Origin of the sequence: Micrococcus terreus (assembly GCF_900116905.1) — a bacterium.
Lineage (GTDB): Bacteria > Actinomycetota > Actinomycetes > Actinomycetales > Micrococcaceae > Citricoccus > Citricoccus terreus.
This window is the reverse complement of sequence record NZ_FPCG01000001.1, coordinates 16,616-32,162: the sequence shown is the minus strand read 5'-3', so window position 1 is coordinate 32,162 and position 15,547 is coordinate 16,616. Positions and strand designations below refer to the sequence as shown.

The window sequence follows — 15,547 nt, the reverse complement described above, 5'->3', positions numbered from 1 at the left end:
TCCCGACGACGGCCCCGGCGGCCTCCTGAGGGAGGCTCACCGGGGCCGTGGCGCACCGAGTGTCAGTCCCGGTCGGCCTGACGGACGGGCAGCCGTCCCGGCACCACCAGCCAGGTGATCGCCGCGGCCAGCAGCGGGACGCCCACCACCAGCAGTGCCAGCTGCGGCCAGGGGACCCATGCGGCCTCCCCGTCCTGCACCAGCCCGATCCCGATCACGGCCAGCGCGCCCACCGGCACGCCCAGCACGGTGCCCAGCAGGGAGGCCGTGAACGTCTGGGCCGCCGCCATGGACTTCCGGGTCCCCGGGTTGGCTCCGATCGAGGACAGGACAGTGTGGTCCCGGCGGGCGTCCGCCAGCGCCAGACCGGTGGTGATGCCGGCCACCGTGATGACGATCAGCCCCATCAGCCCGGTCAGACCCCAGAGCACCAGGACCTGGGACTGGCCGGTGGAGAGCGTGCTGACGACCAGGTGGTCCTGCGCGAGCTCGTCATTCAGCAGGTTCGCCTGGGCCTCCGTGATGGGCTCGCTGAACTCCATCAGCAGGGTCTGCAGTTCCATCCGCTGTTCGAGCCCGTCCAGAGCGCTGACGGGGATGACCAGCAGCGGGGTGTCTCCGGGCAGCGGGTCGGCCCGCACGGCGTCCAGGGTGACGGTCCGCTCCGGTGCCCAGATCGGGTTCCGACCCTCGAGGGCGCTGCCGGAGAGCCCTTCCTCTCCCGGCGCCAGGGGGCCCATCAGCTCTTCGTCGTACTCGATCGGCGTCATCCCCGGCACGCTGCTGGGGTCCATGGTGAAGTCACCGAGTGTGACAGTGCCGTCCACCTCCATGAACTCCTGGTCGAACACCACGGCCTGCCCCTGCTCCAGCGCGCGGACCAGGCCGGGGTCGTGGTGGAGCACGGGCAGCGGCACGGTCTCCGGGCGGTCGGTGTCCACCACCAGGATCCCGTCCAGGGGAGTGGTGCTGAAGTACCCGCTGTCATCGGATCCGCCTCGCCCTCCGCAGGCCCGGCTGACCTGGCGGGAGCGTTGGTACAGCCGCTCCTGCATCTGTTCCCGGCGCGCCAGCTCCTCGTCCGTGTCCGGGATCGGCAGGTGGCACTGGGAGCCCTCCGGATACAGCGGGACGAACTCGAAGCAGTCCGAGGAGTAGGACCGTGGGCAGTCCTGGGCGGGGCGGTGCAGGGTCCAGCTCTGGGTCAGCCGGGGCGCCCCGGGCAGGGCGCGGGCGGCCTGCACCTGCGCCAGGATCCCCTCCGGTCCGCCCGTGTACAGGCCCATCATCTCGGCGGTCATGTCCGGGTTGTAGTGCTGCCGTTCGTACTCCAGCTGACGCTGGATCTCCTCCGGGTCAGAGACGTAGACGCCGGCGGTCCGCTCGTCCGGGGCGCCGCGCGAATACTGCTCCCGGTCCCCCATGGTCAGGGCCATGCTGGTCATGACCACGGTCCCCACGGCGGTGGCGGCCACCACGGCGGCGGTGATGGGCACCGTGCGGCTGCGGTTCCGGTGGGCGTCCCGAGCGGCGATCCTCAGCGCCACCGGGAGCCGGCCGGCCGCCCGGGCGGCCAGGGCCACGATCCCCGGGACCACCAGGAGCACGCCGATCAGCAGGACGAACGTCCCGCCGATCAGCAGCAGCACCAGGTCCGGCACCGCCGACATCAGCTCCCCCATGGTGGGGATGGACATCCCGTACAGGGTGGCCCCCAGCACCGTGGCCAGACCCAGGCCGGCCAGCACGGCACCGGCCACCAGGATCCCGCGGCGCACCGGTGTCCTCTCCCCACTGGCACCCTTGATGGCCGCCCAGGCGTCCTGCCCGGCCACGGCGCGGGCAGGGATCCAGGCCGCGACGACGGCGCAGGCCACTCCCAGCACCATCGCGCCCAGGACCACCCACCAGGGGACATGGGGCCCGTAGACCAGCACGCCCGGTCCCCGCGCCGCCCACACCACCGCGCAGCCGGCCAGCACGCCCGTGGCCGCGCCCGCCACCACGGCGATCAGCCCGCACCACAGGCCGCTGAACACCATGGTCTGACGCAGCGTGGCCGGCTCCGCGCCGGTCACGGAGAGCAGTGCGGTGGCCCGCCGCTGCTGCCGGGCGCCCACGGCGAACGCCGCTCCGGCCAGCAGCCCGGTCTCCGCCAGGGCCAGGACACCGAGCAGCAGGGGCGGCAGGACGGTCATCCAGCCCACCTCGGAGCCCCATGCCCCGGCGAAGACCTCGTGGATCTGTGTGTCCGCGGTGGCCACGGGGTGGTAGATCCCCACGAATCCGCCCCGGTTGAGGGCCCGGACCGCGCTGTAGTCCTGGGGCACCTGTCCGGAGAGGTACACGGTGGTGTCCGCCTGGGTCTCGAAGACCTCCGCGGCGGGCGTTCCGGCCTGGACGAAGATCCCCGGCTCGGTGTGGTCCTGCCGGAACAGCAGATCCGTGATCGTGGACCAGTCGTCCATCCGGTCGGACATGGTCCCGGCCAGGCGCAGCTCCGTGGTGGAGCCGTCTGCGGCCAGGTCCACCCGGTCAGTGGCCACCGGCTCGGCGCCGCGAGTCTCGGCACGTTGGGCGGCCTCCGCCAACGCCTCACGCAGGGCGGGGTTGGCCAGCGCCGCACCCGGGGCCGGGACCTCCCCGTCCACCAGGTCGAACCGCTTCCCCTCTCCCACCAGACGGCTGTCCGTGAAGTCGGCAATGTGCACCCAGACCGGGATGGACGCACCTGAGGTCTCCGCCTCCACCTGGACCGAGCGGACCGGGATCTGCTCTCCGCCGCCGCCCAGCACGTGGCCGGCGGCCTCCTCCACGGAACAGGCCGGCTCTGCCCACCCGGGGAACCCAGGGTCCTGACGCTCCAGCTCCTGGCCGTCCGGGCACACGGGATGACGCTCGGCGGCGGCGTCGATCGGCTTCAGGTCCAGCCCCCGCCGGGTGAGCGTCTCGGCGTCCACCGTGTACATCTCATCCGGCGCCTGATAGTGGGCCTGGTCCCCCGAGGCCTGGATGACGCCGTCGAACCCCCAGAGCTGGCGGTGCAGCCGCTCCTCGTCGGTGGGCAGGGACGTGGAGGCCACCAGGGTGGACCCGAACGCCACCCCGAACACCGGCAGGCCGATCAGCAGCAGCACCAGCAGCGTCCGCCACGGGTGCCGGCGCAGGTCCCGGGCCGCCATCCGTGCGGCGGCACGCCGAGACCCCGCCCTGCCCCCAGCGCGCGGGGCCAGGTCCACTCCGTCTCCTCCCGCCGTCGGGACTCCCGCCTCCGGTCCCCCGCCGGGCGTGGACGCGCGGTCCTGGACGCCGGTGCTCATGGCCGGCTCCCGGTCAGCAGGGCGTGCGGGTCCCGGTCCGCCTGGGTCTCGTCCACCACGCGGCCGTCCCGCAGGAACACCACGCGGTCGGCCCAGCCGGCGTGGCGGGCCTCGTGGGTCACCAGGACCACGCCGGCACCGGAGTCGGCCCGGCGGCGCAGCACGCCCATGATCTCCTCACCGGTGACGGAGTCCAGCGCGCCGGTGGGCTCATCGGCCAGGATCAGGGACTTCTCCCCCACGATCGCGCGGGCGATCGCCACGCGCTGCTGCTGTCCTCCGGAGAGTTCGTCCAGGAACCGGCCGGCCAGGTCCTCGATCCCCACCTGCCGCAGCGCGTCCTTGCCCCGGCGCTGGGCCTTGCCCGGTGTGACCCCGTCCAGCTCCAACGGCAGGGCCACGTTCTCCACGGCCGTGAGCGTGGGGATGAGGTTGTAGTCCTGGAACACGTACCCCACGGCCCGACGACGCAGCCTCGCCTTCTCTGCCAGGCCGATCCGTCCCAGCGGCGTCCCGCGGACGTAGACCTCCCCCTCGGTGGCCTCGTCGAGCCCGCCGGCCAGCGCGAGCAGGGAGGACTTGCCGGATCCGGAGGGGCCCATGACGGCCACGAACTCGCCGGCGTGGACGGTCAGGTCCACCTCGCGCAGGGCAGCCACGGTGGTGGCCCCGGATCCGTAGGTCTTGGAGACCCCGCGCAGCTCGAGGATCTGCCGGCGCGGCATGCCCGGTGAGTCGTGGTGGGTGCCGGGTCGGTCATGCTCGGGCAGGCGATCGTGGTCCTCCCCGTGATGGTCAATGGGAGTGGAGTGGCTCATGGCGGTCAACGACCCTTCGGGGTGGAGTGTGTGGGGACAGGGCGCGGACTGGAGTCCTGTCCCGGTGACGCGCCGGAGGGAGAGTCTTTCGTGGTGTCCTGCCGGTGCCGGGCAGCGCGCAGCACCGCCGCCTCGCAGTGGTCCAGCCAGCGGATCTCGGACTCTGCGGTGAAGATCAGCGACTCCAGCACCAGCAGTCCTGCCAGCTCCGTCCCGCTGACATCCTCAGACACGGACCGCTTGGCTCGAGTGACGTCCTGCAGCTGGCGCAGGGTGGAGCTCCGCTGGGCCTGGATGACCCGTTCGACGTCCACCCCCGGGGTGGTCACGGCGATGGCCAGCTTGATGGCCAGCTCGTTGCGCGGTGGGGTGGACGGGGTGGCGGGCTGGGTGAACCAGTCGGCCACCTCCGTCCGCCCCGCATCGGTGATGGCGTAGACACGGTGGCCCTCGCCGTCGTCGCCGGTGTCCTCCACCAGACCGTCCCGTTCCAGCCGGTCAAGAGTGGTGTAGACCTGCCCGATGTTCAGCGGCCAGGTGGCGCCGGTGCGCTCCTCGAACTCGGAGCGCAGCTGATAGCCGTAGCGCGGGCCCTGGGTGAGCAGGGCGAGCAGGCTGTGCTTGACCGACATGATGCCTCCTGACGAATGCCTCCTCGATTGCATACCGAGGATGTATTCCGAGTATGCATACTCAGTAGGCCATCTGCCTAGAGGGATCAGGTCACGGTTCGGCTTCGGTTCTCCAGGTCGAGACGGCGGCGCTCAAGCCTCGGTCTTCGAGCCCTCCCCCGAGGCACTGCGAACGACCTGAAGACGGCTGGGCACATGCTCCTGGATCAGCTGGACGGCCGCATCCCCGCCCTTCAGAGCGGCGACCGGGATCTCCACCACCTGCCCGTTGCGCCCCACCACCTGCAGCAGCGGGAACTCAGGATCGCTCTCCCCCCATTCCAGGGCCACGACATCCTCCCAGACCTGGACCTGCCGGACGTTGCCGTCATCCAAGCAGACGCCGACCTCCCCCACGGTCAGTCGCAGGCGCTTGGGGGCTCCCGCCAGGCGTGCCATCAGCTTCACCGGGAAATCCTTCCCCTGGATCTCCGGACCCGGCACCGGGCCCAGCAAGGGAGCGATCAGCCCGGGGCGACCAGGCTCAGCATCCTCCGGGTAGGCCTCCGTGGGCGCGCCGACCAGGAGGGTCTCGTCCAACAGTGCGAGATAGCGTGCCAAATCCGGCCGGGTGACCACCCGCATCTGCTCAGCGATCTGCTCGACCGTCTGACTCGGCTGTCCCGTCAGGTGACTGACGGCCTGGTCATAGAGCTCCGCTTCGGCTTGCTGAGGCCGGTCGAGCGCATCGAGGGTCCGTTGGACCGCGGCCACTCGTTCGGCTTCATCCAAGCCCTGATCACGCAGGTCACGCAGGATCTGCACCACTGCCCGTGCGGCCTCCCCCGCGTGCTCCGGCTTGACGCGGACGGTGCAGATGAACACGCCGTCTCGCTGTGCCAGGAACACGCCGGAGTCGATGCCGTAGATCAGCCCCGACTCTCGCCGCAGGGTACGGAAGGAACGCCGTTCCAGCACCGCGACCACCAGCCCCGCCAGGGCGTCGTCGGCAGTGCTCGCGCCGGGGACGGCGAAGGAGAGGACGAGTTCGTCCCCGCCGGAGATGTACTCGCCGGGCAGGGCCGGCACCGGATCGACAGTGTCCGGGACGGGATGCCTCACCCCTGGCGGCAGGCGCAGACCCAGCCCCTCGGGCGGCGGACCGGTGAGCGTCAGGACGGCGTTGCCACGGGTGAAGTAGGTGCGCGTCCAGCTGCGGACCTCGTCCACGGTGATGCTGGCCAGCAGTGCGGCAGGGATCCCGGCCAGTCCGTGGCGCTCGAGCCCGAACCGCGCGGTGAGCGCCTCGCCCACTGAGGGCTCACCCAGCGATGTGCCGCCCTCGGCGATCAGCACCTTCTTCTCTCGCTCGATCACCTCGGCCGGCAATGTCCCATCCGCCAGGGCGGTCAGGCTGGCGCAGATCAGATCAAGTTGGCGAACGACCTTCTCCGGCGAACCCTCGACCCAGAACTCGGTCGTCTGGGGGTTCGTGCTGCCGTTCGAGTCCGGATCCAAATCCTCCTCCCAGTGGAAGGCGAGGTGCTCGATCAGGTGTGAGATGCCCAGAGCCCCATAGGTCTCATCCGCTGCTCCCACGCGAAAGTACAGGTTGGCACTGAGCCGGCCCGGCGTCGTCGTCCAGAAGACAGGGACTCCATCCACCGTGGTGGTCTCGATCATCTCGGCCTCCTGCCGCGTCCGGTCCCCTCGTCGGGACTCGATGATCGTAACGGGGAGCGCGAGTCCGTCAGTCGCGCCGCGCGGCGCGCTCCACACGGAACTCCAGCCCTTTCTTCACTGCGGGCCACTCGGCGGCGACCACGGAGTAGACCACGGTGTCCCGCACGTAGCCGTCGCGCTGGGCCTGCTGGCGCAGCACCCCGTCGCGCTTGGCACCCAGCCGCTCGATGGCGGTCCGGGACTGCAGGTTCATCCAGTCGGTGCGGAACTCCACGGCGACCACACCCCAGGCCTCGAACGCTCGGGTCATCATGAGCAGCTTGGACTCGGCGTTGGTGCCGCTGCCAGAGGCGGAGGCCGCATTCCAGGTGGATCCGATCTCCAGCCGTGGGATGGCGCGGTCGATGTTCATGAAGGTGGTCATCCCGATCAGGGCTCCGTCGGCCAGGCGGCGCGTGGCGTACGGGATCATGGTGCCGGCCTCCTGCAGACCCAGCCTCCGCTCGATCTCAGCCGCCATGTCCTCCGGTTCCGGCACCGAGGTGTACCAGAGCTCCCACTGACGCCCGTCCCGGACCGCCTCCTGCAGCCCGTCACAGTGCTCCGGACTCAGCGGTTCGAGCGCCACCAGGCGCCCGGCCAGGGGGACGGAGGTGATCTCGGCAGCGTCGGCGGCGTTCACACCCCTGATCCTACGAACCCGGCGCACTGTTCACCCTTCCGCCACCCACGGCGGCCGCATCCCGGCAAGAATGGACCGAGAGCCTGTCGGAATACTCCAGAGCTATTTCAAGTGTGAACCAGTGAGAGACCAGACAGGCCTCCCGAGATACCCACTATCAAGGCGCAGTCACCATAACCGAGTTCGCAGGACGTTTCGAGGGCAAGCGCGCCATCATCACCGGCGCCGCATCCGGCATCGGCAAGGCAGCGGCCGTCCGCTACGCCGCTGAGGGTGGCCACGTGATGGTCGCCGACGTGCAGGATGAGCTGGGCGAGGCCGTGGTCCGAGAGATCACCGAGGCCGGCGGCCAGGCCTTCTACCACCACCTGGACGTCTCTGACGAGCAGGCCTGGACTGACGCCGTCGCGAAGGCCGTGGAGGTCATGGGCGGCATCGACTTCCTGGCCAACAACGCCGGCATCGGGGACAACGAGCCGCTGGACGTGACCTCCAAGGAGACCTACGACCGCGTCATCGCCATCACCCAGACCTCCGTGTTCCTGGGCACCAAGGCCGCCGAGGCCGAGCTGAAGAAGTCCCAGGGCTCCGTGGTCAACACCTCCTCGATCTTCTGCATCGCCGGCGGCTTCGGCACCTCCCCCGCCTACGCCTTCGCCAAGGGCGCCGTGCGCACCTTCTCCAAGAACAACGCCCTGGGCTTCGCTCCGGCCGGCGTGCGCGTGAACTCCATCCACCCGGGCTTCATCGACACCCCCATCCTGGGTGAGACCGACCGCCAGATGCTCGCCGACGCCGCCCCGTTGAAGCGCGTGGGCCAGCCGGAGGAGGTCGCCGCAGCCCTGCTGTTCCTGGCCTCGGACGATGCCTCCTTCATCACCGGTGCCGAGTTCGTGGTGGACGGCGGATTCCTGGCCCAGTGACCTGAGCGCGCGAGACCTCCCGCCTCGCCTCACCCGGCCACCAGCAGAAGCCAAGACCCGACGACGCCCCGTGCGGCCGTCGTCGGGCCTTCGCCTTCTCTGCCCCGTCAGGAGAACAGGACGAGCACGTAGACGGCGAAGACCACCAGGTGCGCGGCGCCGTGCAGCGCGGTCACCTGCCGGGCAGCCAGGGTGGTGACGGACAGCAGCAGGGTCACACCGAGCATGACCAGGTTCGCGGCAGACTCGGCCAGCACCACCTGCTGGCCGGTGAGCATGCCGATCACCAGGACCGCGGGGATGGTCAGACCCACGGTGGAGACGAGTGCGCCGTGGCAGAGGTTGACCACGCGCTGGGCCTCTCCAGCCAGCGCCGCCCGCACCGAGGTGATCGACTCCGGCAGGAAGACGATCACGGCGATCAGCAGTCCGGTCAGCGCCACCGGTGCGCCCGTGCGCCCCAGGCCGTCGTCCAGCAGGGCGGACATGTCGTGCGAGAGCAGCACGATCGGCAGCACCGTGGCCACCAGCAGACCCACGCGGGCAAGGATCTCGCTGCGGTGCTCGGCGATGACGGTGCGGATGGCTGGCCGCGAGGTGGCCGTGACCCCCACGGCACCGCTGGGCGGCACCACCGTCACCTCGCGGAAGTCCCCCGCCTGCACGCCCATCTGCCGCACCAGGAAGAACGCGTACAGCGCCAGCGTGAGGACGATGACCGTGATGGCCTGACCGCCCGTGTAGGCACCGCCCTGGCCGATCATCACCGGCAGCACCAGGACCACGGCCAGCAGCGGCACCAGCAGCGCGAGGTAGGACGAGGTGCCGGTCCTGTTGATCCGCAGGTCCCCGTGGCGCAGTCCGCCGACCAGCAGCGAGGTGCCGACCACCGCGTTGAGGATGATCATCGAGACCGCCATCACCGAGTCGCGGGCGATGGTGGTGTGCTCCCCCGGGCCGAGCAACACGGCGGAGATCAGGACCACCTCGATCAGCACGATCGACAGCGTCAGCACCAGGGTCCCGTACGGGTCGCCGAGCCGGTGCGCCAGCTGCTCGGCCTCCTTCACCACGCCGAAGGAGCACAGCACGATCACGCCGATGATCACCGCGAGCGCACTCACCAGCAGGGGCGTGGCCACCGGCGGCTCCAGCAGCGGTCCGGACAGGGCCAGCACGACGACGGCACCCCACCCGAGCGCGAGACGCACCAGGGCGATGGGGGTGAGGATGCGGGAGTTGGTGTGGGTCTGTGACATCGGCAGGCACCTGTTCCACGGGGTCGTCCCCGTCCACAGGTGTCCGCGGCGGGCCGTCCCGTGCGGGGCGCGCTCAGATGCGGCGCCGGATCCAGGATACCGCTGACCGGGCCTGGATGGTCCTCAGCGCAGGATGAGGCTGACGGCGAGCGCGAGCATCACCGCGGCGATCACCAGGTCCACGATCTGCCAGGCACGGGGCCGGTCCAGCACCGGGGCCAGCGCGCGGGCACCGTAGCCCAGGGCGCTGAACCAGACGATGCTGCCCACCACGGCGCCGCCGGCGAACACCCAGCGCAGGTCCGGCCCCTGCTGGTTGGCCAGACTGCCCAGCAGCACCACGGTGTCCAGGTAGACGTGGGGGTTCAGATAGGTCAGGGCCAGCGTGGTGGTCAGCACGGAGCCCTGGGACCGCGGCTTCTCCGGCGTGAGCGACGTGGGGCTGAACGCTGAACGGACGGACTGCACGGCGAACCAGATCAGGTAGGCCGCGCCGCCCCAGCGCAGGATCTCCAGCACCACGGGCAACTTCTCCACGATCACCCCGATCCCCGCCGTTCCGGCCAGGATCAGCAGGGCGTCGCTGAGCAGGCACACCAGCACCACCACGCCCACGTGCTCGCGGCGGATGCCCTGCCGGAGCACGAAGGCGTTCTGCGCTCCGATCGCCACGATCAGTGCGAGGCCGGTGAGCAGTCCGGCAGTCCAGGTGGTCCACATGGTGCTGAAATCTATGCCGGTGCCGCACCTGAGACAAACGAATGATTCTGCAGGTGCATTAGCGTTGCTTCATGACCTTCGAGCAGCTGCGGGCCCTGACGGCGATCGTGGATGAGGGGACCTTCGAGGCCGCCGCCGACCTGCTGCGGGTCACCCCGTCTGCGGTGAGCCAGCGGATCAAGGCATTGGAGGCCTCGGTGGGCCAGGTGGTGGTGCAGCGCTCGGTGCCGTGCGTTCCCACGGAGGCCGGGGTCGCCCTGGTGCAGATGGCGCGTCAGATCCAGCTCCTGCAGGCCGACACCCTGCATCGGCTCGGCGCGGATGCGGACAGCCGCACTCGCCTGCCGGTGGCGGTCAACGCCGATTCCCTGGCCACCTGGTTCGTGCCGGTCCTGCGGGAGGCAGCGGACTGGGCGGACGTGCTGCTGGATCTGCACGTGGAGGACCAGGACCACAGCGCCACGCTGCTGCGACGCGGGGAGGTGCTGGGCGCCATCACTGCTGACCCCTCCCCGGTGCACGGCTGCAGCATCGAGCCGCTGGGCCGGATGCGCTACCTGCCGGTGGCCAGCGCCACCCTCCTGGAGCGGCACCGCATGGACGAACGGCAGACCCTGGACTACGCCGCCCTGCCGATGGTCCAGTACAACGCCAAGGACGATCTGCAGCGCCAGGCCCTGCGCTCTCTGGGCATTCACACGGAGCCGCCGTCACACACCGTGCCGTCCTTCGACGGCTTCTTCTCGGCCATCCACGCTGGCCTGGGCTGGGGCATGGTCACCGAGCACCAGTGGCAGCAGCTTCCCGAGGACGACCCCCTCGTCCGTCTGCCCGATCTCCCCGATGCAGACGTCGCCCTCTACTGGCAGTCCTGGACACTGCGTTCAGACCGCCTGGACCGTCTCCGCAGCGCGGTTCGCTCAGCCGCCAGCGCTGGACTCCATCCGTCGGCCTGACTGCCGGGCTGCACCGACGCCCCCTCGGCACCCGGTCAGTGCGTTCGAGCTCCCGCGCCTGGCCACACCCGGGAGGCCATCAGCTCGGCTACCCGCTCGCCGGGCCATTCCTCGAGGAACGACTTCAGTGAGGCCAGCCGGTCCTGCAGGGCCGGTTCCAGGACGTCCGGTGCCTGGTAGGACTCGTAGGGGTGCTTGATCCCGGAGGTCCGGTGGTGCTCGTTGATCCCCCGGACGGCGGCTGAGTACACCGCAGCCTGTTCCTCCCAGCTGGCGGGCCCACCCGGGATGTCGGGCAGCTGCAGCAGCAGGGCAGTGAGCATCCCGGTGCGGTCTCGCCCGGCAGAGCAGTGCACCACCACTCCCCCTGCGTCCCACCGTTCACGCAGCGCCGTCAGGGCATCGGCGACCTTGTCCGGGAAGATCCGCACGGCGTCGTTGTAGTACCGAGGGTGGTCCAGGTAGAGGAAGCAGAGCTCTCGGAATTCCTGGTTCTCGTGGTCCTCGATGGGCAGGTGCACTCGTTCCACGGCATCGGGGATCACGTTCACCGGCGGATCGGTCTCGCGCCGGGTGACCTCCTGGGGCAGGCGCACGTCCACCACGGACCGCACTCCGTCCTGCGCCAGCGCATCCCAGCCGGCCTCAGTCAGCCATTCGGCCCGGCCCATCCGCCACAGTCCGTGCCGGACCCTCCAGGCATTGACGGCCCCATCCCAGTCCACCGGCAGCGGTTCGTATGCATCGCTCATGCTCCCGACCCTAGTGCGATCGTCCGGGCCGCCCCTTCCTGCCGGCCCCTTCCTGCCTGCCCCCAGACGCAGCTGACCGCTCTCAGCCCCACCGCCCTCGGCCCCACCGCTCACCGGGTCGCGGCGGGCAGAGCCCTCCCCTGGCCCCTTCAGTCGTGCCACAGCGGATTCCTCTGCAGCACCGGCTCGGCACCATCTCGGTTCTGCATGCGCCCCGTGGGGCTGATGTCCTCGAACCAGGGCACGCCATTCTTCAGGTGGATCGCGAGCTGGTCAAAGTGCAGGGCGTGATGGTGATGGGAGCAGAGCAGCACACCGTTGTCCACGCTCGTCGGACCGGAGTGCTCCTTCCAGAACCGGATGTGGTGCACTTCGCACCAGGAGGGTGGGAAGTCACAGCCCGGGGCAGCGCATCCTCGGTCCCGGGCGATGATCGCCTTGCGGATGGCTGGCGGAAAGGGTCTCTGTGCCCGGCCGATATCCAGCACCTCCCCTTCGCCCCCGAGCACCACGGGGATCAGGTCGGCGTCGCAGGCCCACATCCTGAGGATCCTGGGGTCGATCGGCCCGCTGAACGCTCCGTGGGAGATGACCGGCCCCCTCGTCTCCCCTGGCGGATGCTGATCCGCCAGCCTGTCCGGGATGTCCGGCGGGGGCGGCAGATCCGGATGGGCTGCCAGGCGACCAGCCAAGGTCTCGAAGTCGATGGTGACCAGAACCTGGGGCCTGGCGCCACCGGCGTCGGGAAGAACACCGCGGTCTTTCAACGTCAGTGCCGCCTGCAGGGCCGCGATGAGGGCATCCACTTCACGGCGCTGACGGTCCTCCCACCGTTCGGGCGGCGCGGCGGTGAAGAACCGCTCACCGTCACAGTCTGCGTCCAGTGCCTCTGCGCCGACCAGGTCGAACAGCCCCTGGTCTGCCGGACCACCAGAGGCATTCCCCTCGGATGTCTCCACGCGGTTCTTGCGCGCACGGGGGTTGGAGCCGGCAGAGGTGACGGTCTTCATCACCTCGTGCTGCCCCTGGGTCAGACGCAGATGCCAGAGATAGAGGCCGTTCTCCTCACCGATGAACTTCGCGTTCCGCCCCAGATGGGCCTGCGAGGCGGTCTGCTCTGCCCCAGAACGCTCCATGGCCCGGTCGAACTCCAGGCGCCACTTCCGGCACGCGATCTTCACCGCGGAGGGTGAGACGTGACGGGCTGTGACCATCAGGCGGGTCTGACCGGCGGCGATCAGCTCTTCGACCAGGTCCCGCCGAGCACCGGCCCTCGCGGCATCACGCCGGGCCTCGTTGAGGGCACGGGTGATCATGTCCACCACGGACGGATCCACAGACCCGTCCCACAACGCGTTCGAGACCTCTGGCAGCGCACTGCCCACCTGCACCCCTCCGTCTGCCGACGGCGGTGGCGCCAGGTGCTGGGCCGCCCGGCTCACCCGATCACGGGTGTCCCGTTGAGGGGTCTGCTGCGTCTGCTCCAGGAAGTCAGCCGTGGATCGGAAGCCGCTCTTCCCCACTGGCAATCCGAGCAGTCGATGCCGGTCCCGCGGGTCGTTGAACGCCCGGTCGGTGTGCCCCACCACGGCCGTCTGGACGCCCTCCACCACACGGCTCAGCTGCCTGATCTCCGACTGCACCTTCGGCAGGGTCATCCCGGACTCGTCAGCCCCCGAGGGCGACTCCAGGTTCACCGCTGCCAGCGTCTCCACGAAGCCTGGACTCACCACCCGGTCCTTCAGCTCGCCCATCACCTGCTGTGCCAACGTTAACAGGCTCTCCAGCGGCAGAGCACACAGGTCCTCCCGGCCAGCTCCCGCAACCATGGTGAGCAGACGGGCTTTCAGCCCCTCGTCGTGGACGTCATCCACTGCCAGCGCCATGCCTGCCACCTCCTCTGCCGCTCTTGCAAACCGCCACTTCCTTCGTACATATATCCGACCACAGCCCGCAGACACGTTAAGGGCCGCCGGGCCGACTGGGGACAGCGTCAGCACATCGGTCTTCTGTGCAGGACGGGATGACCCGGCACCCCACCCCATCACCCCGTCCGCCCACCCCACTAGACTCGGCCAGGTGACCGCACAGAACTCCTCCCCCGCGTCCCAGCCCGCCAATTCCCGCTTCTCGGAGCTGCCGAAGAAGGTGTCTGACATCTTCGACCCCCAGCGCTGGCGCGTGGTCGAGGGCTTCGACTTCGAGGACATCACCTACCACCGTCAGGTCGAGCGCGACGCTGGCGGAGCCGTGGTGAAGGACCTGGGGACGGTGCGGATCGCCTTCGATCGCCCCGAGGTGCGCAATGCCTTCCGTCCCGGCACCGTGGATGAGCTGTACCGCGCCCTGGACCATGCCCGGATGACCCCGGACGTGGGATGCATCCTGCTCACCGGCAACGGCCCCTCCCCCAAGGACGGCGGCCACTCGTTCTGCTCCGGCGGGGACCAGCGCATCCGCGGGCGTGACGGCTACCGCTATGCGGACGGTGAGACCTCGGAGTCCATCGACCCGGCCCGCGCAGGACGTCTGCACATCCTCGAGGTCCAGCGCCTGATGCGCACCACGCCCAAGCCCATCATCGCGGTGGTGAACGGCTGGGCTGCCGGTGGCGGTCACTCCCTGCACGTGGTCTCGGACCTGACCATCGCCTCGCGCGAGCACGGCAGGTTCAAGCAGACCGACGCCACCGTGGGATCCTTCGACGCCGGCTACGGTTCCGCGCTGTTGGCCCGCCAGGTCGGACAGAAGAACGCCCGCGCGATCTTCTTCCTGGCCCGCGAGCACTCCGCCGAGGACATGGTCCGCATGGGAGCCGTGAACGAGGCGGTGGACCACGAGCGCCTCGAGGAGGTCGCCTTGGAGTACGCAGCGGACATCAACCGGCAGTCCCCGCAGGCCATCCGCATGCTGAAGTTCGCCTTCAATCTTCCCGACGACGGCATGGCAGGTCAGCAGGTCTTCGCCGGAGAGGCCACGCGCATGGCTTACATGACGGATGAGGCCGTCGAGGGCCGCGACGCCTTCCTGGGCAAGCGTGATCCGGACTGGTCCAGCTTCCCGTACTACTTCTGAGCCAGTCGCCTGGCCGGCCTCGGAGTCAGTGGACGTCGACTTCGACGTCAGATCAGATGCGGGTGGCAGAGATCCCGATGTCCACAGCCCGACTCTGCGTCGCTACCATCAGCTCCTCTGGAGCAAGTCTCTTCCCTCGGGTCACCACTTCACGCTCAGCACCGACACCCCGGGAACCTACCTGCATCACCGTTCGCATGCGGGAGAGTTCTGGCTGAGCAGCGACGCCATCTCGCATTCTCTCTCGTCCATCACCAGCATGAGATCCGTTCTCGCATCCGTTCCCCTCGGCGCACTCGAGTCGTTCTACACCCTGAACTGCACGATCGGGTCCTACCTGGTGTTCCCCGGGAACACGATCAACCGGAAGCCCACCGTCAACGGTGCACGTGGAATGCATCCCCGCATTCGCGACCGGTTCGACCTGACGCTGGAGTGCATTCGTCGTTTCTATGTGAACGAGGCAAACCCGTTGGGTGAGGTCCTCCACCGCTACTCCGATTATTTCTCTCTCCTTGAGGACTTCGAGACGTACGTGGAGTTCTTCCTGCTTCAGGACTTGGTCGACGACCATGGCTCAGTTCGCTTCCATCTGCCGTTCGAGGGATTCGACCAGAGTCCCCTCCCAGCGACGACAGCGCACTACCTGGAGTACAGGGCAGCATCGATGACTTTCGTCGCCGCCCGCAATCGCCGGATCCGCTCGTGGACGGAAGCACACCTGAGGTGCGGGATCTGACGTCAACGC

At 69.4% G+C, this 15,547-nt stretch carries 13 protein-coding genes; 4 read left to right on the top strand and 9 right to left on the bottom strand.

Annotated features, from left to right (window positions below; genetic code table 11):
* Positions 1-62: 62 nt before the first annotated feature.
* The 5 genes from BM355_RS00165 to BM355_RS00145 all read right to left on the bottom strand — a co-directional run bounded on the left by BM355_RS00165 (position 63) and on the right by BM355_RS00145 (position 7,114).
* Entirely contained in the window at positions 63-3,320 is a 3,258-nt protein-coding gene (locus BM355_RS00165) for an FtsX-like permease family protein (protein WP_143109359.1), read from the bottom strand.
* On the bottom strand, positions 3,317-4,045 hold the full coding sequence (locus BM355_RS00160; RefSeq protein WP_091693733.1) for an ABC transporter ATP-binding protein: 729 nt from the start codon (positions 4,043-4,045) through the stop codon (positions 3,317-3,319). The genes BM355_RS00165 and BM355_RS00160 overlap by 4 nt, the downstream gene beginning before the upstream one ends.
* A 98-nt stretch (positions 4,046-4,143) precedes the next feature.
* Positions 4,144-4,770: a PadR family transcriptional regulator gene (locus BM355_RS00155; protein ID WP_091692654.1), complete on the bottom strand. Its 627-nt coding sequence runs from the start codon at positions 4,768-4,770 to the stop codon at positions 4,144-4,146.
* A 132-nt stretch (positions 4,771-4,902) separates the two neighbouring features.
* Positions 4,903-6,432, bottom strand: coding sequence for a M16 family metallopeptidase (locus tag BM355_RS00150; RefSeq protein ID WP_091692651.1), 1,530 nt, complete (start codon positions 6,430-6,432; stop codon positions 4,903-4,905).
* 67 nt (positions 6,433-6,499) lie between these two features.
* A complete protein-coding gene (locus BM355_RS00145) occupies positions 6,500-7,114 on the bottom strand; it encodes a GNAT family N-acetyltransferase (protein ID WP_245760490.1) in 615 nt (204 codons plus the stop codon).
* A 173-nt stretch (positions 7,115-7,287) separates the two neighbouring features.
* On the opposite strand from BM355_RS00145, the gene BM355_RS00140 reads away from it, so the two are divergent.
* The gene (locus BM355_RS00140; RefSeq protein WP_091692649.1) at positions 7,288-8,037 is read left to right on the top strand and encodes an SDR family NAD(P)-dependent oxidoreductase; all 750 of its coding nucleotides are present in this window, start codon (positions 7,288-7,290) and stop codon (positions 8,035-8,037) included.
* Between the two features lie 107 nt (positions 8,038-8,144).
* Here BM355_RS00140 and BM355_RS00135 read toward each other — a convergent pair whose 3' ends face one another.
* Positions 8,145-9,296, bottom strand: coding sequence for a calcium:cation antiporter (locus tag BM355_RS00135; RefSeq protein WP_091692646.1), 1,152 nt, complete (start codon positions 9,294-9,296; stop codon positions 8,145-8,147).
* A 123-nt stretch (positions 9,297-9,419) separates the two neighbouring features.
* Entirely contained in the window at positions 9,420-10,016 is a 597-nt protein-coding gene (locus tag BM355_RS00130; protein ID WP_091692644.1) for a LysE/ArgO family amino acid transporter, read from the bottom strand.
* Between the two features lie 71 nt (positions 10,017-10,087).
* Between BM355_RS00130 and BM355_RS00125 the strand changes: the two genes are divergently transcribed.
* Positions 10,088-10,972, top strand: coding sequence for a LysR family transcriptional regulator ArgP (locus tag BM355_RS00125; RefSeq protein ID WP_091692642.1), 885 nt, complete (start codon positions 10,088-10,090; stop codon positions 10,970-10,972).
* A 35-nt stretch (positions 10,973-11,007) separates the two neighbouring features.
* Here the strand turns inward: BM355_RS00125 and BM355_RS00120 are convergent, their stop codons facing one another.
* Together BM355_RS00120 and BM355_RS00115 are read right to left on the bottom strand one after the other, a co-directional pair.
* Positions 11,008-11,724 (bottom strand): tyrosine-protein phosphatase, encoded by a 717-nt coding sequence (locus tag BM355_RS00120; protein ID WP_091692640.1) that lies wholly within the window; start codon positions 11,722-11,724, stop codon positions 11,008-11,010.
* Positions 11,725-11,873: 149 nt separating this feature from the next.
* Positions 11,874-13,610 carry an HNH endonuclease signature motif containing protein gene (locus tag BM355_RS00115; protein WP_091692638.1) on the bottom strand — a complete coding sequence of 579 codons (1,737 nt, stop codon included), beginning with the start codon at positions 13,608-13,610 and terminating at the stop codon, positions 11,874-11,876.
* A gap of 193 nt (positions 13,611-13,803) precedes the next feature.
* Between BM355_RS00115 and BM355_RS00110 the strand changes: the two genes are divergently transcribed.
* Positions 13,804-14,799 (top strand): 1,4-dihydroxy-2-naphthoyl-CoA synthase, encoded by a 996-nt coding sequence (locus BM355_RS00110; protein ID WP_091692635.1) that lies wholly within the window; start codon positions 13,804-13,806, stop codon positions 14,797-14,799.
* 28 nt (positions 14,800-14,827) lie between these two features.
* A complete protein-coding gene (locus BM355_RS00105) occupies positions 14,828-15,538 on the top strand; it encodes a DUF6994 family protein (protein WP_091692633.1) in 711 nt (236 codons plus the stop codon).
* Positions 15,539-15,547 lie beyond the last annotated feature (9 nt).

Excerpts from the sequence above, each read along its gene's own strand:
- BM355_RS00165 (WP_143109359.1), bottom strand. The coding sequence starts at position 3,320 with ATGAGCACCGGCGTCCAGGACCGCGCGTCCACGCCCGGCGGGGGACCG.
- BM355_RS00160 (WP_091693733.1), bottom strand. The coding sequence starts at position 4,045 with ATGCCGCGCCGGCAGATCCTCGAGCTGCGCGGGGTCTCCAAGACCTAC.
- BM355_RS00155 (WP_091692654.1), bottom strand. The coding sequence starts at position 4,770 with ATGTCGGTCAAGCACAGCCTGCTCGCCCTGCTCACCCAGGGCCCGCGC.
- BM355_RS00150 (WP_091692651.1), bottom strand. The coding sequence starts at position 6,432 with ATGATCGAGACCACCACGGTGGATGGAGTCCCTGTCTTCTGGACGACG.
- BM355_RS00135 (WP_091692646.1), bottom strand. The coding sequence starts at position 9,296 with ATGTCACAGACCCACACCAACTCCCGCATCCTCACCCCCATCGCCCTG.
- BM355_RS00130 (WP_091692644.1), bottom strand. The coding sequence starts at position 10,016 with ATGTGGACCACCTGGACTGCCGGACTGCTCACCGGCCTCGCACTGATC.
- BM355_RS00125 (WP_091692642.1), top strand. The coding sequence starts at position 10,088 with ATGACCTTCGAGCAGCTGCGGGCCCTGACGGCGATCGTGGATGAGGGG.
- BM355_RS00120 (WP_091692640.1), bottom strand. The coding sequence starts at position 11,724 with ATGAGCGATGCATACGAACCGCTGCCGGTGGACTGGGATGGGGCCGTC.
- BM355_RS00115 (WP_091692638.1), bottom strand. The coding sequence starts at position 13,610 with ATGGCGCTGGCAGTGGATGACGTCCACGACGAGGGGCTGAAAGCCCGT.